The organism is Levilactobacillus spicheri DSM 15429 (assembly GCF_001435095.1).
Lineage (GTDB): Bacteria > Bacillota > Bacilli > Lactobacillales > Lactobacillaceae > Levilactobacillus > Levilactobacillus spicheri.
In genome coordinates this window covers 1-22,833 of sequence record NZ_AZFC01000001.1, presented here as the reverse complement: position 1 = coordinate 22,833, position 22,833 = coordinate 1, and the positions used below count along the sequence as shown (strand labels likewise).

The following is a 22,833-nucleotide window of genomic DNA, read 5'->3' as shown; positions in this document are numbered from 1 at the left end:
TCATGCGCCCCCTATGAGGGCCTGAAAGACCGGATAGCGCAGGGCAATCTGTTGTTGGTCGACCTGCAGGATGACCGGGCCGTGGAAGGGGTATTGCCGAATCACGGTCAGCTGGCTGCCCGGTCGAATCCCCAGGCGCTCCAAGCGCCGAACGGTGAGGGGGTCCAACTGCTGGAACGAGTGAGTCGTGAGCTGATGGACCATGATATCTTGTGAAAATAATTGCATTTAACTCAGCGCCTTTCATTTGAGCGGGGAGTCCCCGGTCATTATCTGTCCTCAGATTACCATTGTGATAGCGCTTGCAATATTAGGGAAATGCCTAATATTCTAGGAATAATATTCGGGACTACAATAAAAGCATGCTTGATAAAAGATACTTTTGTGATAATTGACGCGGTATATACCGCCCATTTTAAATGCTCATTTGAACACAAAAAGACGGAATTCAGGGTCGTTGGTGCCAACACCGCGACGACCTTGGCGAATATGGAGGGCTTAACATGGCGACACTAGAGATTCGGGATTTACACGTTGAAGTGGAAGATGAAGAGAACCAAACGGCCAAGGAGATCCTCAAGGGCGTTAATTTGACCATGGCGACGGGGGAGATCCACGCCATCATGGGCCCGAACGGGACGGGGAAGTCGACGCTGTCCCAGACCATCATGGGCGCCGCGGCCTACCACGTGACCCAGGGGGACATCCTGCTGGACGGCCAGAGCATCCTGGACATGCCGGTCGATGAACGGGCCCGCCGCGGATTATTCCTGGCCATGCAGTACCCGGCCGAGATTCAGGGCGTGACCAACGCCGAATTCCTCCGGGCCGCCATCAACGCCCGGCGCCCCGCCGATGACCAGATCTCGGTCATGAGTTTCCTGAAAGAGCTGGATAAAAACCTGGCGTTGCTGGACATGAGCGAATCGATGACGGAACGCTACCTGAACGAAGGCTTCTCCGGGGGGGAAAAGAAACGCAACGAAATCCTACAGCTGCTGATGATCCAGCCGAAGTTTGCCTTATTAGATGAAATCGACTCGGGGCTGGATATTGATGCCCTGAAGGTGGTCTCCAAGGGGGTCAACTCGATGCGCGGCGCCGACTTCGGGTCGCTGATCATCACCCACTACCAACGCTTACTGAACTACATCGTGCCCGACGTGGTCCACGTGATGATGGGCGGCCGCATCGTGAAGACGGGGGACGCTTCCTTGGCCAAATTGTTGGAAAAGGAAGGGTACGCCGGCTTACGCGACGACCTGGACCTCGACGTGCAACTGGTTGATGAGAATTAAGGAGGCGGCAGCATGACGATTGTAAAAGATACGGAGGCCCTGACGGCGACCGTCGTGGCGGAAGCGCAGCGGCGCCAGGAACCGGATTGGCTGATCGAACAGCGGGCCGCGGCCCTGCAGGAACAGTCCTACGCGGGCTTCCTGCGAGTTCAACGGTTTAACTACCGGGACTGGGACCTGTTTGCGACCCCCACGCTGAGTTGGGCGGAAGCCCCGGCTGACCCGGCCGAGACGGGCAGTCCCCGCTTCGTGCAACGGGGGACCACGCGGTTGCAGGCCAGTTTACCGGCTGAGCTGCGGGCTCAGGGCGTCGTTTTGACCGACATCCTGACGGCCGCCCGCGAGTACCCCGACCTGGTACGGCCCCACCTGATGCAGGTGGTCCGGGCCAGCGAGAACCGGCTCGCGAGCTACCATCAGGCGTACCTGAACGCCGGTCTGTTCCTGTACGTGCCGGAAAACGTTCGGATCGAGGACCCTGTGACGGTTCAGTTCATCCAAGACGCGACGACGGGCGAACCGCTCCAGGTCCACGTCTTGGTGGTCGCCGCCGCGAATAGCCAGGTCGCGGTGACCCAGCACCTCACGTCGCAGGGCGACCAGCCGGCGACGGTCAACCAGGTGGTGGAAGTCGTCGCTCAGGACGGCAGCCAGGTCAAGTTTGCGTCCGTGGACGAGCTGGGACCCCAGATCCAGGCGTCCTACCAACGCCGCGCCGCCGTGGGCCGCAACGCCCGGGTCGACTGGGCGATTGGCCTGATGAACCAGGGCAACACGGTGGGCCAGTGCGACACCGACCTGATCGGCGACGGTGCGCAGAGCGACGCCAAGGTGATCGCCATCACCAGCCGCCAACAACGGGTGGGCATCAACACTAAAGTCACCAACCACGGCAAGCACACGACCGGCAACATCCTACAACGGGGCGTGTTGAAGGGCCAATCCGAGCTGATTTTTAACGGGATCGGCGACATCATCCACGGCGCTTCCGGGGCGGAGGCCGAACAGGAGAACCGCATCCTGATGATGGATCCGGGGACCCACGGCGACGCGAACCCGATTCTCTTAATCGATGAAAATGACGTCTTGGCGGGCCACGCCGCGAGTGTGGGCCAGGTCGACCAGCAGGAGCTCTATTACCTGATGAGCCGGGGCCTGGACAAGCCGACCGCCGAACGCTTAGTTATTCGGGGCTTCCTCAGCGCGGTTCTGAGTGCGATTCCGGCGGTCAACGTGCGCCAGCAGTTGGCCCAGACGATTGAAAGGAACTTGCAAAATGATTGAACCGACACGTGAAACAACCACTGATTTTCCCATCTTAAAGCAACGGGTCAACGACGAGCCCCTGGTCTACCTGGACAACGCGGCGACCGCGCAGAAACCGACCGCCGTGGTGGCGGCTTTGACCCACTTCTATGAACACGACAACGCCAACGTACACCGGGGCGTCCACACCTTAGCGGAACGGGCGACCAGCGACTACGAGGCGGCCCGGCAGAAGGCGCAGCGTTTCATCCACGCCGCGGAACCGGCCGAGGTCATCTTCACCAAGGGCACCACGGACGGCCTGAACTTGGTGGCCAGCACCTACGGGGAACAGCACGTGCAGGCGGGCGACGAGATCGTCATCTCCATCATGGAGCACCACAGTAACCTGATTCCCTGGCAACAGCTGGCGTTGCGCAAGCACGCCACGCTGAAGTACATCAGACTGACGGCCGACGGGGAGCTCGACATGGCCGACGCCCGCGCAAAGATCACCCCGCGGACCAAGATCGTGGCGATTGCCCACGCCAGTAACGTCCTGGGCGTCATCAACCCGTTAAAGGAACTGGCTCACTTGGCCCATCAAAACGGGGCCATCCTGGTGGGCGACGGGGCTCAGGCGGCGCCGCACATCGCGGTCGACGTTCAGGACCTCGACTGTGACTTCTACGCCTTATCGGGCCACAAGATGATGGGGCCGACGGGTATCGGGGTCCTGTACGGCAAACGCGCCTTGCTGGACGCGACCGACCCCTACCAGTACGGGGGCGAGATGATCGACTTCGTTCACCAGCAGGACAGCACCTGGACCCAGTTGCCGTGGAAGTTCGAGGCCGGCACGCAGAACATCGCCGGGGCCATCGGGTTGGGCGCGGCCATCGACTACCTCACGGATTACGGGATGGACCGGGTCGCGGCCCACGAGCAGCAGTTGGTCGATTACCTTCTGCCTAAGCTCCTGGCGCTACCGGGCGTGACGGTCTTCGGACCCCACGACCCAGCCAAACACACCGGGGTGATCGCCTTTAATCTCGACGGCATCCACCCCCACGACGTGGCCACGGCCCTGGACATGGAGGGTATCGCCGTCCGGGCGGGCCACCACTGCGCCCAGCCGCTGATGGCCTACCTGCACCAGGTCGCCACGGCGCGCGCGAGTTTTTACCTGTACAATACGCTGGATGATGCGGACCGCTTACTGACCGCCATCCAGGAAACAAAGGAGTTCTTCAATCATGGGTCTGGCACAGCTAAATAGTTTGTATCGAGAGGTGATCCTGGATCATTCGGACCACCCGCATCATAAACACGCCCTGACGGACGCCACCAACACGATCACCCTGAAAAACCCGACCTGTGGTGACGTAATCGACCTGGACGTGCAGGTCAACGCCGCTGGTCTGATCACCGACATCGGGTTTACGGGTGAGGGCTGCACCATCAGCCAGTCGTCGGCCAGCATGATGACCGACGCGGTCCTGGGCAAGTCCCGCGAGGACGCCCTGAAGATGGCCAAGACCTTCTCAGACATGGTCATGGGTCACGAACACCCCCAGGCCGACCTAGATCAGCTGGGAGATGCGGCGATTTTATCCAGCATCATGAGTTTCCCGGCCCGCATCAAGTGTGCCACGTTGGCGTGGTGGGCGTTACAGCGCGCGCTATTGCGCGACGGCGATAAGGAGGAATAGACGATGGTAGAGGTACCTGATGTTGTCACGCAAGATCAAGATTATGAATTTGGGTTCCACGACGACGTCCAACCGGCCTTTTCAACGGGACGGGGACTGACCGAGGAGACGGTCCGCGAGATTTCGGCCGCCAAGCACGAACCCCAGTGGATGCTGGATTACCGGCTCCACGCGTACGAAATCTACAAGCGATTGCCGATGCCCCAGTACGGCCCGGACCTGTCGCAGCTGGACTTGAAGGACATGCTGTACTACCAGAAGATGACGGACAAGAAGTACCGTGACTGGCAGGACGTGCCGGACGACCTCAAGAAGACCTTTGACCGCTTGGGGGTCCCCGAGGCGGAACGCAAGTACCTCGCGGGGTCTTCGGCGCAGTACGAGTCCGAGGTGGTCTACCACAACATGCGCGACGACTTCGCAAAGTTGGGCATCATCTTCACCGACACGGACACGGCGCTCAAGGAATACCCCGAGCTGTTCAAGAAGTGGTTCGGCAAGCTGGTCCAACCCACGGACAACAAGTTTGCGGCCTTAAACGCGGCCGTATGGTCCGGGGGCTCGTTTATCTACGTGCCCAAGGGGGTGCAGACCAAGACGCCAATCCAGTCGTACTTCCGGCTGAACTCGGAGAATTCGGGGCAGTTCGAGCGGACCCTGATCATCGTGGACGAGGGCGCCCGCGTCGACTACGTGGAGGGCTGTACCGCGCCGAACTACTCGTCGGACAGTCTGCACGCGGCCGTGGTGGAGGTCAACGTCGAGAAGGACGCTTACTGCCGCTACACCACTATCCAGAACTGGTCGGATAACGTTTATAGTCTGGAGACCAAACGGGCCGCGGCGGCCGAGAACGCGACGATGGAGTGGGTCGACGGCAACCTGGGGTCCAAGGTCACCATGAAGTACCCCAGCGTGTACCTCAACGGTGAGGGCGCCCGCGGGACCATGCTGTCGATCGCCGTTGCCAGCAACGGAATCAAGCAGGATTCGGGCGCGCGGATGATCCATAACGCCAAGAACACCTCGAGTTCGATCGTGTCGAAGTCGATCTCCAAGACCGGGGGCTCGACGGACTACCGCGGGACGGTGCGGTTCGGGGAGCACTCGGACGGCTCGAAGGCCCACGTCGAGTGCGACACCATCATCATGGACGACCAGTCCTCGTCCGACACGATTCCGTACAACGAAATCTATAACTCAAACGTGGCCATGGAACACGAGGCCAAGGTCTCGAAGATCTCCGAGGAACAGCTGTACTACCTGATGAGTCGGGGTATCTCGGAGGCCAAGGCCACGGAAATGATCATCATGGGGTTCGTGGAGCCCTTTACCAAGCAGCTGCCAATGGAATACGCCGTTGAGCTGAACCGCCTGATCAGCTTCGAAATGGAAGGCTCGATCGGGTAGTCAAAGGAGGAACTGACGATGGCATCACAGGTAGGAATTGCAACCAAGAACGCCCTGGAGGACCAGGTGATCGAGCAGTTGGGCACGGTGATCGACCCGGAATTGCAGATCGACATCGTGAACCTGGGCCTAATCTACGGCATCGACGTCTCGGATGAGGGGGTCTGTACCCTATCGATGACCCTGACCACGATGGGCTGCCCCATCGGCAACCTGTTGGCCGACACGATTCGCGAGACGGTGTTGGGCGTGGACGGCGTGCACCAGTGCGACATCGACCTGGTCTGGGAACCGGCCTGGGACATTGACCGCATGAGCCGCTACGCCAAGGTAGCGTTGGGTTTACACGACTAAAAAATGAGGTGAAATTGTGGACATTGATGTCTTTATCGCGCGACGCAAGGAATTAAAGTTATCCCAGGTCAAGTTGTGTGCGGGAATCTGCACGCAGGCGACCCTCAGTAAATTTGAAAATAATAACCGGGTCCCGTCGTTGGCCATTCTGAATCAGCTGTGCGCGCGGTTGGGCATCACGGTCGATAACCTCTACCAGAGCCAGAAGAACCGCTCGGCCGAGCTGGCCAGCGCGCTGGACCTGGTCGAGAATCAGCTGATGACGGAGGATTACCGGCGGGTCCTACAGGGCTTGTCGCACATCGACGTGCAGGAGGTGGACGCGCTGGAGCTGAAGATGCAGTTCTATTACCTGCGCGGCATCGTGAACACGCTGGTGAACCGGGAACCGGACCACGTGCTGTTCGACTTCGCCCGCATCTTGGACGACCTGGACGAGAAACACCAGACGGTGATGACCCAGCTGGCGTTTGTGGGCTCCGGAATCCTGTACGCCCGCCGGCAGGAGCTGGAGGCGGCGACCTTCTACTTCCAGCGGGTGCGGCACTACGTCGAGAACCTGGACTACGCCAAGGTCGACCACCCGGACGCCAACTACAATCTGCGTATCCTGATGCTGATCTACTTCACGGCGGAGTTCTACGCCAGTCAGCAGAACTACCGCATCAGTAACCGGCTGATCAAGACCGGACTGGTGCTGTGCTCGGACCACCACGTGACCTACTACCTGCCGCGGTTGAAGTTTCTGGCGGCGCAAAACGCGCTGGCGGAACACCGGCCGTACGAGGCGGTGGAAAACCTGTTGGAGGAGGCCCTGGCCTTCGCCCGGATCAACCACAATGAGGTGGTGGTGCTGAAGATCGCCGCCTTGCGGAATCAGGTACGCGATAAGCTGGCCACCAAGAGTGAGGCGCACTGAGGCCTACATGGCTGATAGGCGATAGGGCGCTACCCGCCGGCGAGCAAGCCGGTCGTGGTGGGTGAACTGGCCACGTTAGTAGCGGTATCTGTAAAGCTTGATCAATCAAAAAGGACCCTCACTAGAATCGCATTCGATTCCGGTGAGGGCCCTTTGACGCTGGATATGTAAGTGGTTGCGGGCCCACGGGCGTCACGGCACGCAATCGACAGCCGCTACTAGCCAACCTTAGATATTCACCAGATGGTGATGGACGGCGTAGTGGACCAGGTCGACGTGGTGGTTGAGGGAGAGCTTGCGCATGATGCTGGCCTTATGGGCCTCGACCGTCTTGGTGGAGATGCACAGCCGCTGCGCGATCTCGCGGTTGGCGTAGCCCAGGGTGACCAGCGGGAGGACCTCCTGTTCGCGGTGGGTCAGTTCTTGATACCGCGTACGGGACTGTCCCATTCGCGTACAGCCACAGGTACATTCGTTGTAAAGTTCGCGGAGTTTTTCCGGACAAATGGAGATGTTTTCGTCAAGGTAGGTCTCGTTGGCCAGGGTGTGCTGCAGGGCCGTGAGAATCTCGGTGTTAGCCGACTGCTTTAGCACGTAGGCCGCGGCCCCGTTGCGGAAGCACTGGGCGATGCACTGGTGGTCTTCGTGGGTCGACAGGACGATCACGGGAACGGCGGGGAAAAAGTCGTGAAGGCGCTGGAGCGTCAACAGGCCGGTCTCGCCGGGCATGTCAAGTTCCATGATGACGACGTCGATGTCGTGCTGTTCCACGGCCATGAAGGTGTCGGTTCCGTTATGGGTGGTAGCGACCACCCGGAACAGGGATTTTTGCTGGTGATTGATGAGGTAGGTCAGGCCGGTACAGATGAGTTCTAAGTGATCGGCAACCAGAATGTTTTTCATGAGAAGGACTCCTTTTAGAGGGATGAATGGACTGAACGGGGCGTTCTGAGCACCACCTGGTTCTGCAGAAGTTTAGAGTGAATCGAGGGGGATGACGGGGGCCGGCTGATCGAGCAGCCGGAGGACGTGGATGCCCACGTTAAAGGTGAAGAGCTCTTCGGCATCCGTGAAGTCCGTCTGGAGCAGCTCCCGGAGCTTGCGGAGCCGGTAACTCATGGTCTTCGGGTGGATGAAGAGGGCGGCGGCCCCCTGCTTGACGCTCAGGTTGTGCTGGATGTAGGCCACTAGCGTCTGGTAGAGCTCGGGGTGACGCTGGTTTAACGACCACAGGTTTTCGGGGACCAGACTCTGGAGGTCCCGGGGATGGTCGGGGGTGGGCAGGCACCGGTAGAACCCGAGCCCGGTAAAGGTTCGCAGGGCGGCGTGCGGGACCAGCCGTTCCATTAGCTGAATGGTCTTGAGCGCCTCGCTGGCGGATTGCTTGAGCCGATTCGGCAGCTGGGCGGTCCCGACGCCGGCGTGGTAGTAAATCGTTTCGGCTTCGACGGGCAGTTGGGCCAAGGCCTCCTTGAGGTCGGCCTGGGCCGGTGCCTGGTCCCGGAAGATGAAGGTCAGGTGGTCGGACCGAATCCGGTAACGCAGGTCCGGCCAGTGGGACTTTAGGAGGTGAATCAGCTGGCGGGAAATGGTCGGCCGTTCGCTGAAGTAATCGGCGAGCGCGTGGCCGTTTGATTGTGCTTGAATGAGCAAAACCCGGTACGCGGAGTCCGAGTCCAACTTCAGCTGACGCAGCGTGTTGTGGTAGCGGTCCGGGGTGGTCAGCTGGCCATTCAGGAGGTCGTCGATCAGGTCGTTGGTGTAGGCCTGACGGTTCTGGTGGGACGCGGCCTGCTGGGAAATGATCAGCTGCAGGAAATTGATAGCGCTTTCAATAGTGGGAAAGTCACTTTCCTGGAGCGCTTGATTCTGGGCCTGAATGGCCAGGTACAGGGTCGAGGTGGCTGGCTCGAAGACCGGCAAGGCAATCACCGCCGCGCCGCGTTCATCGGTGGGCGACCAGGAATACCCCTGACCGTTGACGCCCGGCAGGCTCAACGAGGTGCGCTGAGCCCAGTCGAGATCAAGCGTGCTGACCGGGGCCGTGGCACTATGTAAGGTGGTCCGAATCTGGTGTTCCGTTAACTGACAGAGGAAGACGGGATTGTGAATCAGCCCGGCCAGAGTGTCGATCAGTGATTGTCGCGAGTTACTCTGGGTCAGGCTGGCGAAGTGCCGGTTGATCTGGTTGTAGTAGTCTAATTGCCGCTTCTTTTCCACGTAGAGGGCCTGGGTGATGTCGACGAAGATGTCGCGTTCATCCGCGGCGGCGGGCAGGTCGATCAGGGGCAGGGCCTGCTGATCACAGGCCGCCAGCAAAGGGTCGGGCAGGACCGCGGTGAACTGGTCGCGGTGGACCAACAGGGCGCTGCAACGTTTTTGGACCAGCTTTTCAATGAGGTGGTCGAACGACGTGGTCATCAGCTGGTACAGGTTCGTCAGGGAAATCGTCAGGACTTCGTGAACCGGGAGCCGCTGAAGACTCATCTGGGACGTGGCCAACACGATATTTTCGATGGGGTTCGCCAGCCCGGCGGCCCCCGCTAAGACCTGGGTGCTCGCCAGGGAAGGAATATCGCGTAAGGCCTTGACGGTTAATGCCATGGAATCTTCACCTCCGGTAGGTTTAAGGGATAAGCCCAGTTTACACGCTTCGGGATAAATAAGCATTAGGGAAAACGCTTAATTTGTGGCAAAACCCGAATTTTGTTTATCCCGCATGGATAAAAGGACCCGTGCTTTTATCCCCAAGCGATGATGGCAAACCGCTGAAAAGCGGGTACAATGAACGTAATAAGTTAGTGGCTGCCTTTGGTGGGAACGCGTTACGCGCTGACCTTCAAAGGAGTGACAAAGTCATGAAAATTAGTAAGGAATTATGGTGTTCTTCAATTGGCGTTGGGTTGTTTACGTTGTTTTACAGTTTGATCATGACGTCTTTCCAGTTGTGGATGGGTGCCGCGGCGTTCATCACGGCATCGTACTTCTTCGGGGTGGGCTGTCCCAATGACAAGGTCTGGAACATTGTCGGCAGCTTCGTGATGGGGATCATTTGGGCGATGATCTCCTTCCAGCTCCTGCAAAATGCCACCATCGCGCAACTTTGGCCATCGGCAATCATGTTTGGGTTCATGACGTTCTTGGCCATCTTTTTACAGGGAACCATCATGAAATTCACCATGGTCCCGGCCTGGCTGATCGCCTGGGGGAGTACCATGGTCATCATTTCGAACATCACCATTACCAAGTGGCCACTGTTCATCGTGGAGCTCTTCGTGTCGATGCTGATGGGAATCTTCTTTATCGCTTACGGCTCCAACTACTTCACCAAGGTCGTCTACAAGATCTTCCCGGATAAGAAACCTAAGGATCCGGTGGAAATTGACGACGACGCCGAACCCGTTTCGAACGACGAGGGCTAGGGGGGCTATGACGGGTCTGGGACGCAGGGTCCTGGGCTCGTTTTTTGCTGGGCGCGGTGAATCGGCCGGGCTCGTGAAAGCGCTGTTGAAATTTGTGAGCGGGTGTGGCAAGATAGGATGATTGGCTCGTCACTAAGGACGAGTACGTTACGTAAAACGATTTACAAAGGAGTCAACAACCATGAAAATTAGTCGTGACCTCTGGATCTCCGTCATCGGGGTGGGACTCTCCACCCTGGTCTACAGCGTCATCATGGGCGCTTTCTCGCTATGGATGGGCTCGGCGGCCTTCATCATGGCGTCGTTCTACTTCGGCCTGGGCTGCCCGACCAAGCAGCTGGGCAACATCGTGGTGAGCTTTGTCATGGGCATCGTCTGGGCGCTCCTGTCCTTTGCGCTGCTGCAAAACGCGTTCATCGCTCAGCTCTGGCCGTCCGCCATCATGTTTGGCCTAATGACATCTCTGGCCATCTTCCTGCAGGGGACGATCATGCCCTTTACGCTGGTACCGGGCTGGCTGATCTCCTGGGGGACCACCATGCTGATCATCAGCAACGTGACGGTGACCCACTGGGGGACCTTTCTGGTGCAGCTGTTCATCTCGATGCTGTTCGGACCGTTCTTCATTGCCGGCGCCGCCAACCTCGGCGGAGCGTACTGGCAACGCTGGTTCCCTAAGCGAAAGTCGGCGGAACAGGCCTTGCCGCGTAAGGACGTGGATGAGGAGTCCCTCTAAATAGGCGGGTAGCAGCGCTTCACGCCGGCGAGCAAGATGACCGCAGTGGGCACGACTCCGAAGCTTCGCCAATCGCGAAGCTCCAGAGCTCGGCCTTGACGTAAGCCGGCTAAAAACGGCAGCTAACATTAATTTCACCACGGTCGTCCCGGCCCAGCTGAGCGGAAGCAATCGACCCTTTCCGCTGTTTAACGAAATAACCAAAAAAATCAGCGTCAACGTCCTCCCTGGGATAGGGGGCGTTGACGCTGATTTTGTTTACTGGTGGATGGTGAGCAACGATCCCAGGATGGCGACTAGGACCACGATGACCCCCAGCGGGCCGACCAGGTACTTGGAGAAGTGCCGGTCGCGGTGCAAGAGGCCAAGGAGGATGCCCAGCAAGACCAGGATGCCGATGCTGACCAGGATAATCAATTTAATTTTAACGTCGAAATCCGCAGAGCTCATCACATAAACTTCCTTCCGGGTGATTATCGTTATTATACCAGATGGCCGGGGACGCCTTTCAAATGGCGACCACTCGTTAAGGCCGTTCGAGGGTCAGGGCCATGCCCATACCGCCGCCGATGCACATGGCGGCCAGTCCCCGTTGCTTGTCGGCGTGCAGGAGCTCGTACAGGAGCGTCACCACGATGCGGGTGCCCGAAGCGCCCAGCGGATGGCCCAGCGCGATGGCGCCCCCGTTGACGTTCAAGCGGTCAGCCGGCAGTGCCAAATCGCGGGCCACGGCGACGGATTGGGCCGCGAACGCTTCGTTGAGTTCGATGCGATCGAGGTCCGCAACGGTCAGGTGTTGCTGGTCGAGGAGTTGCTCGATGGCCAGCTTGGGGGCGTATCCCATCAACGCCGGGTCGATGCCGACTTCACGGAAGCCGGTCAGGGTGGCCAGGTAGGGCAGGTGGGCGGCCTCGGCCGCCGACTTGCGCATCAGGACCATGGCCGCCGCACCGTCATTCAGCGGGGCGGCGTTGCCGGCCGTGACCGTGCCATTTTCCTGAAAGGCCAGCGGCAGGGCGGCCAGCTTGGCCAGCGAGGTGGTCGACCGGACCGATTCGTCGTGGGCCACGACCGTGTCGCCGACCGTCACGGGAACAATCTCGTCGGCGAAGCGGTTGGCCGCCTGGGCCTGCGCCGCCTTGTGTTGGGAGGCCAGGGCGAAGGCGTCCTGGTCGGCACGCCTGACGTGGTAGCGGGCCGCGACGTTTTCCGCGGTGATGCCCATGGGGTAGTGGTGGAAGGCGTCGGTCAGCCCGTCGTGACTCAGGCTATCCGTCAGGGAAACGTCCCCCAGCTTATGGCCCCAGCGGGTCTGGGCGCTGAGGTAGGGCGCCTGGCTCATGCTTTCGGTCCCACCGACCAGGACCGCGTCCGCGTCACCCATGAGGATGGCCGCCTGACCCAACCGAATGGCCTTGAGACTGGACCCACAGACCTGGTTGACGGTCATGGCAGTGCTGGTCGCGGGAATCCCCGCGTGAAGCTCGACCTGGCGCGCGACGTTTTGTCCCAGCCCCGCCTGAACGACGGTGCCGAAGATGGTTTGCTGAATCTGTTCCGGGGTCAGGCCACTGCGCTGAATGGCGGCTTGGGCCGCGATGGTACCCAGGGTGACCGCTGAAACGGCTTGGAAGCTCCGGCCGAACTTGCCGATGGGGGTTCGAACGGCGCTCATAATAACGACTTCATCGACCATGATAATAGGATTCTCCTTTTCCGATAGGTTCTCGAACCTCTAATATAACCGACTTCGCCGGCTTTGTCTTGGATAATGCCGGGAAAATGGCCAATTTTGAGAATAATTTAACGAGCCGACCGGTGGCGATTTTTCAAAATTCCCCAAGTCGCTTATAATAAAGGTATTAATTCGTGATAAGGGGAAATTTAGGATGACACAAACTGAGAAGACACTGACACCTTGGACCCCAGCGCAATTCTTGACGCCGGCTCGCCAGGGAAAGCTGTCGAAGAACCAACAGAAGTACGCCGCGGCCATCGTGACGGACTTCGTCGATACCTACCAACAGGTGGCGAGTGACGACCGCGAGTGGACCGTGACCGGGTTAAAGGCGACCCTGACGGCGTTACCCATGATGGTCGACCAGCCGCACAACTACTACGTGGCGGTGGTCCCGGTCCTGAGCGCCTACTTAGCGGCCCAACAACCAGCTAACCTGGCCGCTCTGGACGCCGAGCTGACGGCGGCCCGCCCACAGCTGGTCGCCAAGCACGACAACCAACAGGTCAATCAAGAACAGCGCGACTACGAGGACGTGGTGGCGACGGTCGAGGGCTGGGTCCAGGAGATGGGGCAACAGCCGCAGGTTCAGAACCTAACGGCCGCTGATCAGCACAACTTCGGGTTGATCGTCCACGTGACGGCGGAGTTGTTGCTGACCGGGCGGCACCTGCAACCGGCACAGTGGGACGCCAAGGCCTTAGCGTCCGTGATGTTTGGGCCGTTTACCCACTTATTGGATGAGGACCAGCGGCAGACCAGCCTGTACCAGCTGTTGCCGTTCGCCCTGACGACGCTGTTCACGTACCTGCAGCACACGCAGGACCTGCCGTACGCCCATGAGTTGGTCGACTGGGTCCGGACCCACCATACGGCGCTGGTCACTATGTACGACCCGAAAATGGAGACGTTCTTCCAGCAGCTGACGAGTGCCATGCAGCGGGCCGGGGTCGATACGCAGGACCACGCGGCCGTGGACCAGTTCACCCAGCAGTACCTGCACGACAACCCCACGTTGGGTCAGCAGTTGTTCGCGACCGACCAGCAACTCGCCACGGCCAAGCACCGCGGCAGTCGGCCGGCCTTTCGCCGGAAACGCCGGCGGTAAACATGATGAAGAAACACCGGAAAGCTTGGAATCTGTCACAGGTTCCGGGCTTTTTTATTGTGCCACCAAATAGAAGAACAATCAGCTTAGATGAGTTGACACAAGCGACAAAGGACCCAGATGGGGAGGACAGTCATAACCACTTTCCAACAGGACGAACATCCGTTATGATAGGTCACATAAACTAGGAAAATCGGCGCGACTAAACTAACTGAACGAAGGAGTATTTGTCATGAAAACTTTAGAGAGTACCCCCAAACAAGATGGCTACCGGATGCCCGGTGAATTTGAACCGCATCAAGGGGTCTACATGCTTTGGCCGTATCGTCCCGACAATTGGCGGAACGGTGGAAAACCAGCTCAAAAGACCTTTGTGAATGTTGCCAGGGCCATCTCTCACTTTGAGCACGTAACGGTGGGGGTCAATGATGATCAGTACGCCAATGCTCGGACCATGTTACCGGACGACGTGGCGGTCGTTGAACTGTCTAGTAACGATTCTTGGATTCGGGACTGCGGGGCCACCTTTGTCGTTAATGACCAAGGGAATCTCCGCGGCGTCGACTGGACCTTCAATGCCTGGGGAGGCCTGGTTGATGGTCTGTACTTCCCCTGGGACCGAGACGATCGGGTTGCCCAGAAGATGACGGAGCTGGAACGCGTGGATCGTTATCGTCTGAATGACTTTGTTCTCGAGGGTGGGGCAATCCACGTTGACGGTGAAGGCACGCTGATAACGACCGAGGAATGCCTGCTGTCTAAGGGGCGGAATCCACAATTGTCCAAGGAACAGATTGAAGCGGTCTTGAAGGAGTCCTTGAATCTCGAGCGGATCATCTGGTTGAAGAAGGGAATCTACAACGACGAGACTAACGGACACGTTGACAACATTGCCAACTTCGTCAAGCCGGGGGAAGTTGTCCTGGCCTGGACCAACGACCAGAACGATCCCCAGTACGCAATCTCGCGGGAAAATTTGGACATTCTGGAAAATGCCACGGATGCTAAAGGACGCAAAATTAAGGTCGACAAGCTGGACCTGCCAAAGCCGATTACGATTACCCAGGAAGAAAGTGAGGGCGTGGACGCCGTGGACGGAACCTTGCCGCGGACCGCGGGTGAACGGTTGGCTGCCAGTTACGTCAATTACTACACGGCTAACGGGGGCATCGTTTTCCCGTTATTCAATGACCCGGCCGATGAACGGGCGCAAGCAACGTTGCAAGCCCTCTATCCTGACCGCAAAGTCGTTAGGGTTCCGGCACGAGAGGTCTTACTAGGTGGTGGGAACATCCACTGTATCACCCAACAAATCCCGCGTGGCTAGGGTTATCTTGGTAATGATAGAAAGGTCAGGTTTTGGGCCTGACCTTTTTTCTTGGCGGGAGGCGTGGTAGCGGCTGTCACGCGGTGGCCTGGCGACGACGAAATGGTGATTCGAGGCATTCAATCGCGATAGAAAATCCCCTCAGGTTGGCTTTGACGGCTAACCTGAGGGGATTTTCTATTTTGAGCATTTTCTAGCAGTGCTAAACGTTGATCACTTTATCCAAAAAGTCCTGTAAGCGGGGACTCTTAGGATGGGTAAAGAGGTCCTGCGGCGCGCCGCTTTCCTGGATCAAGCCATCGGCCATGAAGACCACCTGGTCGGCAACCTCCTTGGCGAAACCCATTTCGTGGGTCACCACGATCATGGTCATGCCGTCGGCGGCCAGCTGCTTCATCACGTCCAGCACGTCGCCGACCATTTCCGGGTCCAGCGCCGAGGTGGGCTCGTCGAACAGCATGATCTGGGGATGCATCGCCAGGGCCCGCGCGATGGCGACCCGTTGCTGCTGGCCCCCGGAGAGCGACTGGGGCATGGCGTCCGCCTTATCAGCCAGGCCGACCTGATCGAGCAGGTCACGGGCGGTCTGCAGCGCCGCGGCCGGGGTCTGCTTCTTAAGCTGCACCGGTGCCAGGGTGATATTTTGGGCCACCGTCAGGTTGGGGAACAGGTTGAAGTGTTGAAAGACCATGCCGATATTCTCCCGGACCAGGTTGATGTCGGTCTGGGGGTCCGAGAGGTCGTGGCCGTTAATCACGATTTTGCCGCTGTTGGGGACCTCGAGGTGGTTGAGGCACCGCAGAAAGGTACTCTTCCCGGAACCCGAGGGTCCGATCATACAGAGGACCTCGTTATCCGTGACCTCCAGGTTGAGGCCCTTGAGCACCTCGTTGGACCCGTAACTCTTGTGTAAATCTTGAACGCTTACTTTTGTGATCATGCGTTAATCCTCCTTTGGACCCAGTTAGACAGCCAGGTCAACAGCGTGATGATGATCAGGTAAATCATGGCGATCATCAGCCAAATCTTGAAGCCTTCGAAGTTCCGGGCGATGATCAGCGTCCCGGTCTGGGTCAGTTCGACAATCCCGATGACCGAGAGAATCGAGGTATCCTTCAGGGTGATGATGAATTGGTTGATAAAGGACGGAATCATGATCCGAATCCCCTGGGGCATGATGACTTTGCGCATCGCTGGCCAGTACGGCAGTCCCAGCGACCGGGCCGCTTCCATTTGGCCGGCATCGACCGCCTGGAAACCACCCTTGACGAAGGCCCCGGTATAGGCGCCTTCGTTTAGCATCAGGGTGATCAGCCCGGCGACGAACGCGGGGATCTTGAAGCCGTGGCCAATCAGGTTAGGAATCCCGATATAAATGAAGAAGGCCAGGACCATCAGGGGCATGCCCCGGAAGATGTAGATGATGGTGCTGGAGATGGCCGGGCCGACCTTACCGGGCATCACGCCCAGTACCCCCAGCAACAGGCCCAAGAGGGTGGCGAGGATGATGGCTACCACGGTCAGCTCCAGGGTCATCCACAGCCCACTGCTGATGGTGCCGAAGTTTTGGGTGAAGAGCCCCCAGAAGGTCCGGCTGCTGGCGGTTTCACCGGTGATCGACGATTCCTTGGCGTGAAGGTACTTGTTGATGATTTTCTGGTAGGTCCCGTCGGCCTTGATGGCGGCGAGCCCGGCGTTGAACTTCCGCAGCAACGCGGCGTTCTTGCCCTTCTTGACGGCGAACCCGTAATCCCCGGCGTTGTGCTGCTTGGAGATGATCTTCAGGGGAATCCCGTTCTTGATGCCGTAGGACATGACCGGGTAGTCTTCGAAGCAGGCCACCGAGTTGCCGACTTTGACGTCGTTGTACATGGTGTTCGAGTCGTTGAAGTATTTAATCTTAAACCCGTACTTGCCCTGAATCGATTTTCCGTAAGCCGCCCCGGCGGTCCCCGTCTTGAGGGCCACCGTTTGGCCTTTCAGGTCGCGGAAGTTCTTGACGTGGCTGCCCTGCGCCACGGCCAGGACCACGCCGGACGTGTAGTAGGGCTTCGAGAAGTCGAAGGTGGCCTCCCGCGCGGGGGTGATGTTCATCCCGGCGATGACCCCGTCGACCTGGTTGGCACTCAGCTGTTGGACCGCGGCGTTAAAGCTCAGCGCCTTGAGCTGGTAGGTGAAGTGCTCCTTCTTAGCGATGGCCCGCAGGAGGTCGATGTCGATACCCTTGTATTGGCCCCCCTTGACCTGAAATTCAAACGGGGGAAACGTCGTATCGGTCGCAATCGTATAGTCCGCGTCCGCGTGCGCGGTGGTCGCCAGCCCCAGCCAGCTCCCCAGGGTCACCAGTAACGTGATGACCAAAACCTGCCACTTTTTCATGGTAATGACCTCCTAAGTCGTTCTTCATGTCATAAAATATAACATCAAAAACAACCATTGCCAAGATGTGATCCCCGAATTCGAGAAAAAACTGGCAAAACGGGTCAATTTCTTTAGAAGTTTTCCTTTCTTACGTCAATGGTTAAGCTGTTAATGGGCATGACCATGAAGCGTCGAATTTGTATGAGATGTTTTCTGACATTTAAAAAATGGTGTGGAGGTTGTCGATTGCTTCCACTCAGCTGGGCCGGTTTAAGTTTTGGCCACACGAAAAAAGACGAGTCTGGGATAAAAGTCTCGGGCTCGGTTTTGATGATCGGGTGTCAAAACGTGCGCCAAAAGGCAGCTGGTTCCGCTTAACTCCGTCAGTCAAATAATCCAAGTTCGGGATTATCTGACTGACGACGTTAATGCTCGCCAGCTAATCGCCTTTTGTCCCACTCTCATCTGCAAAAAAAGACGCCAACCCGTCTAGGCGAGTCAGCGTCTTTCTATCAATTAATGATTAAGCTTCGAGCGTGGCAATCACGTGTTTAGCCACGACGGGATCGGAAGGGTAGGGGGTGTTGACCCCGTTGACCTTCTGGTAGGCGTCCTCGCCCTTACCGGCCAGCACGATGAGGTCATCGTTGGTGGCGTGGGCAATGGCGTGGTGAATGGCGTCTTCCCGCTTGGCGATATAGGTCGTGGTGACCTTGTCGTGATCGATGCGGTCGTCGATCTCCTGGGCGATGGCCCGGGGATCTTCGTGACCGGGGTCATCGGTGGTCAGCACGGCCTGGTCGGCGTAAGCGTTGAGTGCCTTGGCAAACCCTTCACGGCGGTCCTCACCCTTGTCACCGGTACTGCCAAGCACGGCGGTGATCCGGTGGTCGGGGAACTGCGTGTGTAGGAAGTGCAACAGGGCGTTCATGCTGCCCCAGTCGTGGGCGTAGTCGATGTAGACCGTTCCGTGGTGCTGGGTCGCCAGCGACTCCATCCGCCCGGGGACCCGGGTGTGGGCCAAGCCATCCTGCATGTCGGCCGTGTGGGCCCCCGCCAAGAAGCTGGCCAGGATGGCCGCCGTTGCGTTCCCCTGGTTGAAGTCGCCGGGGACCGACACGTGGTAGGTGGCCGCCAGCGACTTCAGAGCGGGCTGGTTAGCCGTGACCGTAAAGGTGCTGTCGGTCAACGTGGCGTCCTGGGTGTGCAGTGACAGGCTGGCCTGCGGGTTATCGACCCCGTAGGTGAAGATCTTGTCCGGATCCGTGGAGACCTTGGCGGCCGAGTAGACGGCGTCAAAGTGGTCCATGTCGGCATTAATGATGCACCGGTCGGCGTTCAACATCAGCTGTTGCTTGCACAACAGGTAGTTGGCGAAGGTCGGGTGCTCGTTTACCCCGATGTGGTCGGGCGAGATGTTCAGGAAGATACCAACGTCGAAGTGCAGGCCGTAGACCCGGTGGACCAGGTAGGCTTGCGAGGCGACTTCCATCACCAGCACCTTCATCCCGTTATCGACGGCCTGCCGCATTTCGTGGAACAGGTCGAAGGATTCGGCGGTGGTCAGGTGGGCCTTGAAGGTGTCCTGCGGCTGGGTCCCGATGACGTGGTTGATCGTCGAGAACATCGCCACCTGACCCGGAAAGGCCTGGTTGAGGATGTTGTGCGTGAAGTACGTCGACGTGGTCTTCCCCTTGGTCCCGGTGTAGCCGATCAGGAACAGGTCGTTTTGCGGAAAGCCGAAAAACAACTGGGCGGTCAGCGACAGCGCCTTGCGGACGTCACTGACTAAGATCCCGGGAACGGCGACGTGGTAGTCCTGTTCGGCGAGATAGGCGGTGGCCCCCAGGTCGATGGCCTGCTTCAGGTAGTCCGGCGAGAAGGCCTTGCCTTTACAAACGAATAAGCCGTGGGCCGTCATCTTGCGGGAGTCGTAGCCCAACGCGGTAAAGTCCGTGTTGGCGGCGAGGGCCGTCGTGGTCCCCCGGTACAGATCGTGTTCTTGGAGCAGCGCAATCAGTTGGTTTGCTTGCATGACGATTACCCCTTTTCGAGTCTAGTCGAGTGGTCGCATCGTAGGGAAGAGCATCACGTCACGAATAGAAACGGCGCCGGTCAGCAGCATAGTCAACCGGTCGATCCCGATTCCCAGACCACCAGTAGGCGGCATACCATATTCCATGGCTTCCAGGTAATCTTCGTCGATTCCGTGGGCTTCTTCGTTCCCGGCGCTCCGTTCGGCGTCTTGGGCTTCAAACCGTTGCCGTTGGTCGACGGGGTCGTTCAATTCGGTGAAAGCGTTGCCGTATTCCTTCCCAACGATGTAGAGTTCGAACCGGTCGGTAAACCGCGGATCCTTGGCGTTCTTCTTGGCCAGCGGTGAGATTTCGACCGGGTGACCGTAGATGAAGGTTGGGTCCGTTAAGCGGCCCTGAACCTTTTCTTCGAAGAAGGCGTTGATGATGTGGCCGACCTTCCAGTAACTTTCGTAGTGAATGCCGTTGTCGTCGGCCAGCTTACGCGCTTCGTCGACGGACATTTCTTGCCAGAAGTCGATACCGGTGTATTCCTTGACGGCGTCGACCATGTGGAGCCGCTTGAACGGTTGGTCCAGGTCGATGTCGTGCTTCTTGTAGGTGAGTTTCCCCGTCCCGTTGACCTTGTTGGCGGTGAACCGGATCATGTCTTCGATCAGGTCCATGACGTCGGTGTAGTCGGTGTAGGCGGTATAGACTTCGACCATGTTAAATTCAGGGTTGTGTTGTAAGTCGGTTCCTTCGTTCCGGAAGTCCTTGCCCAGTTCGTAGACCTTCTCGTAGCCTCCAACGATCAGCCGCTTGAGGTACAGTTCAGTGGCGATCCGCAGGTACATCGGAATATCAAAGGCGTTGGACTTGGTCACGAATGGCCGAGCTTCGGCACCACCGGCGGCCGTTTGCAGCACGGGGGTGTCGACTTCCAGGTAACCGTGGTTGTCCAGGTATTCCCGGATGGCCTTCTTAACGGCCGCGACCTTGATGAAGCGGTCGAAGCTGTCCCGGTTCGAAATCAGGTCCAAGTACCGCTTCCGGTAGATGGTTTCCTTGTCGGTCAGGCCGTGCCACTTGTCAGGCAGTGGCCGCAGGGCCTTGGACAGGAAGGTCAGTTCGGTGATCCGCAGGGTGAGGGCGCCCGTGTTCGTCTTGATCACGTAAGCCTTCACGCCGATGAAGTCCCCTAAGTCCAGGGACTTGAACAGGTCATAGCTTTCTTCACCCAGTTCGTCTTGACGCGCGTAACCTTGGATAACGCCCGTTCGGTCGAGTAAGTCGATAAAGCCGGCCTTCCCACTGCCCCGTTTACCGGTCAACCGGCCCGCGAGCGTGACGAAGTGCTTATCTTCCATTAACTCTTCCTTCGTGTACTTGTCAAACTTCTCGTTGACGGACTTGGCATTGTCGGTGCGGTCAAACCGGTGACCGAAAGGTGCGATGCCTTCCTCACGAAGATGGTTCATCTTATCGCGACGCACCTGCATTTGATCGTTCAAATCGGGTTGTGCGGTAGTCTTCTTTTGGTTGTTACCCATTTTATGTCCTCCTACTATGAGTTGCTTTCTGAAACTGAATCCAGACCTGCTTTAAATTTAGTCGATTTTGATGGAATTGGCAACCCCCGCGCCCGCAAATGGCCGCTAGACTTCGGTGATTTTCCAATCAACTGGAAAGTGTTTCTTCTATTATGATACGATGATGGCACGACGAAAGGGAAGTGATGCAACGCTATGCGCAAAACGATTCGCAACATGTGGCCCCTCTTACTGTTGGGCTTTCTGGTCAACACGGCCTACAGTGTGATGTGGCCGCTGACCACGATCTACTTACATAATGACCTCCACCTGAACCTGGTGACCAGCGGCTGGATCCTGGCCGCCTACTCGGGGTGTAACGTCCTGGGCGGCTACCTAGGTGGGGTGCTGGGGGACCGGTACTCGCTGAAACGGGTGGGGCAGCTCACGTTGCTGGCCCTGACCGTGGACGCAATCGTCGGCATCTGGTGGAACGACCTGCTGGGGTACCCGGTCGTGCTGATTGTCTTTGGCCTGCTGACTGGTATCATGCTGACGCTGATTACGGCACTGACGGCGCAGTTGAGCCACACCAACGGTCGCTTGTTTAACCTGTTGTATATCTTCATTAATCTAGGACTGGTCGTGGGAACGGCAAGCATCGGTATTCTGTTTCACCGGAGTCTGCGACCAATCTTTGGCCTACTGGTGGGGTGCTACCTGCTAGCGCTGCTGGTGTGGACCCGGTTCATTCAACGGTTTATCGACCAACGGCGGCCAGCGGTGGAAGCGACCGCGACACCGGTCGACAGCCGGCCCAAGCAACGGCTGAGTGGTCTGACACTCGGCATTCTGTTGATCAGTTTGGTACTGATGTGGGGGACCTACGCCCAGTGGATGAGTAACGTGTCGGTCTATATCCAAGAAGTGGGACTGAGCATCAAGGTCTATAGCGACCTATGGGTGTACAACGGTCTGCTCTTGATTGTCGTGCAAACGGTGATGGCCCGGTTCAGTCGTGTTCGGGGCCTTCCGTGGCAGATTCTGCTGGGACTGGTCGCTATCGGCGGCTCGTTCCTCCTATTAAGTGGCGCCCATCAATTGGCAACGTTGTTTATCGCGATGACGTTCCTGACGGTTGGCGAGGCGGTCTACGTTCCGGGGGTGCCGGCACTGATCAATGCGTACACGGTGGGTCACGAAGGACTGTATCAGGGGTTGGTCAATGCGTTCTCGTCTTTGGGGAAAGCCCTGGGTCCCGTATTTGGGGGCTGGGTGGTTGGCCAGGCCGCTGGCTTTGACGGTCTATTCACCGTCTGTGCGTTGATTGATGGCCTGGTGGTTTTGGCAGTCCTGATAGGAATTGGGTCATTGATGCGGGTTCGTTCTTAATTTGAGCGAACCTTTTTCTTTGGTTTAACCATAATTATCCGGGGAAACCGACTGTCATTTGTTGCTTTCACCTGATGCGTTCGCCTTTGAAAATTAATTCCACGTTTTTCAAATCCTTAGTTGACGCCCGGCTGGTGGGTTGGTATAGTTATATACGTTGTCATCACGTGTGACCCACTAGACCAATTTAAACAATTGAAATTAGTGATTGACAGTGATGATAACAAAATGGTATATTAATTAAGTTGTCGCTAAGCGATGACG

The 22,833-nt window shown here is 58.0% G+C and carries 21 protein-coding genes; 12 read left to right on the top strand and 9 right to left on the bottom strand.

Features of this window, described 5'->3' with window-relative positions; genetic code table 11:
* Complete coding sequence (locus FD37_RS00105) at window positions 1-228, bottom strand: FeoA family protein (RefSeq protein WP_225351224.1); 228 nt, start codon at window positions 226-228, stop codon at window positions 1-3.
* 275 nt (window positions 229-503) lie between these two features.
* On the opposite strand from FD37_RS00105, the gene sufC reads away from it, so the two are divergent.
* Genes sufC through FD37_RS00070 form a run of 7 tightly spaced genes read left to right on the top strand, consistent with a single transcriptional unit; the run spans window position 504 to window position 6,938 of the window.
* Window positions 504-1,298, top strand: coding sequence for a Fe-S cluster assembly ATPase SufC (gene sufC / locus FD37_RS00100; RefSeq protein ID WP_056962610.1), 795 nt, complete (start codon window positions 504-506; stop codon window positions 1,296-1,298).
* A gap of 12 nt (window positions 1,299-1,310) precedes the next feature.
* Entirely contained in the window at window positions 1,311-2,582 is a 1,272-nt protein-coding gene (gene sufD, locus FD37_RS00095) for a Fe-S cluster assembly protein SufD (RefSeq protein ID WP_056962608.1), read from the top strand.
* Window positions 2,575-3,822 carry an aminotransferase class V-fold PLP-dependent enzyme gene (locus FD37_RS00090; RefSeq protein WP_056962606.1) on the top strand — a complete coding sequence of 416 codons (1,248 nt, stop codon included), beginning with the start codon at window positions 2,575-2,577 and terminating at the stop codon, window positions 3,820-3,822. Before sufD ends, FD37_RS00090 begins: the two co-directional genes overlap by 8 nt.
* Window positions 3,800-4,255 (top strand): Fe-S cluster assembly sulfur transfer protein SufU, encoded by a 456-nt coding sequence (sufU, locus tag FD37_RS00085; RefSeq protein ID WP_045807290.1) that lies wholly within the window; start codon window positions 3,800-3,802, stop codon window positions 4,253-4,255. The genes FD37_RS00090 and sufU overlap by 23 nt, the downstream gene beginning before the upstream one ends.
* Window positions 4,256-4,258: 3 nt before the next feature.
* Window positions 4,259-5,665, top strand: coding sequence for a Fe-S cluster assembly protein SufB (gene sufB / locus FD37_RS00080; protein ID WP_056962604.1), 1,407 nt, complete (start codon window positions 4,259-4,261; stop codon window positions 5,663-5,665).
* An 18-nt stretch (window positions 5,666-5,683) separates the two neighbouring features.
* Window positions 5,684-6,019: a metal-sulfur cluster assembly factor gene (locus FD37_RS00075; RefSeq protein ID WP_056962602.1), complete on the top strand. Its 336-nt coding sequence runs from the start codon at window positions 5,684-5,686 to the stop codon at window positions 6,017-6,019.
* Window positions 6,020-6,035: 16 nt separating this feature from the next.
* A complete protein-coding gene (locus FD37_RS00070; RefSeq protein WP_056962600.1) occupies window positions 6,036-6,938 on the top strand; it encodes a helix-turn-helix domain-containing protein in 903 nt (300 codons plus the stop codon).
* Window positions 6,939-7,166: 228 nt separating this feature from the next.
* On the opposite strand, the gene FD37_RS00065 is transcribed toward FD37_RS00070, so the two are convergent.
* Both FD37_RS00065 and FD37_RS00060 read right to left on the bottom strand, forming a co-directional pair.
* Window positions 7,167-7,841: a response regulator gene (locus FD37_RS00065; protein WP_056962598.1), complete on the bottom strand. Its 675-nt coding sequence runs from the start codon at window positions 7,839-7,841 to the stop codon at window positions 7,167-7,169.
* 72 nt (window positions 7,842-7,913) lie between these two features.
* Entirely contained in the window at window positions 7,914-9,542 is a 1,629-nt protein-coding gene (locus tag FD37_RS00060) for a helix-turn-helix domain-containing protein (protein WP_056962596.1), read from the bottom strand.
* Between the two features lie 254 nt (window positions 9,543-9,796).
* Between FD37_RS00060 and FD37_RS00055 the strand changes: the two genes are divergently transcribed.
* Both FD37_RS00055 and FD37_RS00050 read left to right on the top strand, forming a co-directional pair.
* Window positions 9,797-10,360, top strand: coding sequence for a DUF1097 domain-containing protein (locus tag FD37_RS00055; RefSeq protein WP_045807284.1), 564 nt, complete (start codon window positions 9,797-9,799; stop codon window positions 10,358-10,360).
* Window positions 10,361-10,541: 181 nt separating this feature from the next.
* Window positions 10,542-11,096, top strand: a complete 555-nt coding sequence (locus tag FD37_RS00050) for a DUF1097 domain-containing protein (protein WP_056962594.1) — start codon at window positions 10,542-10,544, stop codon at window positions 11,094-11,096.
* Window positions 11,097-11,354: 258 nt separating this feature from the next.
* Here FD37_RS00050 and FD37_RS00045 read toward each other — a convergent pair whose 3' ends face one another.
* Both FD37_RS00045 and FD37_RS00040 read right to left on the bottom strand, forming a co-directional pair.
* The gene (locus tag FD37_RS00045) at window positions 11,355-11,546 is read right to left on the bottom strand and encodes a hypothetical protein (protein WP_056962592.1); all 192 of its coding nucleotides are present in this window, start codon (window positions 11,544-11,546) and stop codon (window positions 11,355-11,357) included.
* Window positions 11,547-11,622: 76 nt separating this feature from the next.
* The gene (locus FD37_RS00040; protein WP_056962590.1) at window positions 11,623-12,792 is read right to left on the bottom strand and encodes an acetyl-CoA C-acyltransferase; all 1,170 of its coding nucleotides are present in this window, start codon (window positions 12,790-12,792) and stop codon (window positions 11,623-11,625) included.
* A 193-nt stretch (window positions 12,793-12,985) separates the two neighbouring features.
* On the opposite strand from FD37_RS00040, the gene FD37_RS00035 reads away from it, so the two are divergent.
* Together FD37_RS00035 and aguA are read left to right on the top strand one after the other, a co-directional pair.
* Window positions 12,986-13,942 carry a hypothetical protein gene (locus tag FD37_RS00035; RefSeq protein ID WP_056962588.1) on the top strand — a complete coding sequence of 319 codons (957 nt, stop codon included), beginning with the start codon at window positions 12,986-12,988 and terminating at the stop codon, window positions 13,940-13,942.
* A gap of 232 nt (window positions 13,943-14,174) precedes the next feature.
* The gene (gene aguA / locus FD37_RS00030) at window positions 14,175-15,269 is read left to right on the top strand and encodes an agmatine deiminase (protein ID WP_056962586.1); all 1,095 of its coding nucleotides are present in this window, start codon (window positions 14,175-14,177) and stop codon (window positions 15,267-15,269) included.
* Between the two features lie 202 nt (window positions 15,270-15,471).
* On the opposite strand, the gene FD37_RS00025 is transcribed toward aguA, so the two are convergent.
* From FD37_RS00025 to lysS, 4 genes are all read right to left on the bottom strand, one after another.
* Window positions 15,472-16,209 carry an amino acid ABC transporter ATP-binding protein gene (locus FD37_RS00025; protein ID WP_056962584.1) on the bottom strand — a complete coding sequence of 246 codons (738 nt, stop codon included), beginning with the start codon at window positions 16,207-16,209 and terminating at the stop codon, window positions 15,472-15,474.
* Window positions 16,206-17,648 carry an amino acid ABC transporter substrate-binding protein/permease gene (locus tag FD37_RS00020; RefSeq protein WP_056962581.1) on the bottom strand — a complete coding sequence of 481 codons (1,443 nt, stop codon included), beginning with the start codon at window positions 17,646-17,648 and terminating at the stop codon, window positions 16,206-16,208. Before FD37_RS00020 ends, FD37_RS00025 begins: the two co-directional genes overlap by 4 nt.
* Before the next feature lie 505 nt (window positions 17,649-18,153).
* On the bottom strand, window positions 18,154-19,665 hold the full coding sequence (locus FD37_RS00015; protein WP_056962578.1) for a UDP-N-acetylmuramoyl-L-alanyl-D-glutamate--2,6-diaminopimelate ligase: 1,512 nt from the start codon (window positions 19,663-19,665) through the stop codon (window positions 18,154-18,156).
* 21 nt (window positions 19,666-19,686) lie between these two features.
* A complete protein-coding gene (lysS, locus tag FD37_RS00010) occupies window positions 19,687-21,198 on the bottom strand; it encodes a lysine--tRNA ligase (protein WP_045807275.1) in 1,512 nt (503 codons plus the stop codon).
* A gap of 195 nt (window positions 21,199-21,393) precedes the next feature.
* Between lysS and FD37_RS00005 the strand changes: the two genes are divergently transcribed.
* Entirely contained in the window at window positions 21,394-22,569 is a 1,176-nt protein-coding gene (locus FD37_RS00005; RefSeq protein ID WP_056962576.1) for an MFS transporter, read from the top strand.
* The last annotated feature ends 264 nt before the right edge of the window (window positions 22,570-22,833 follow it).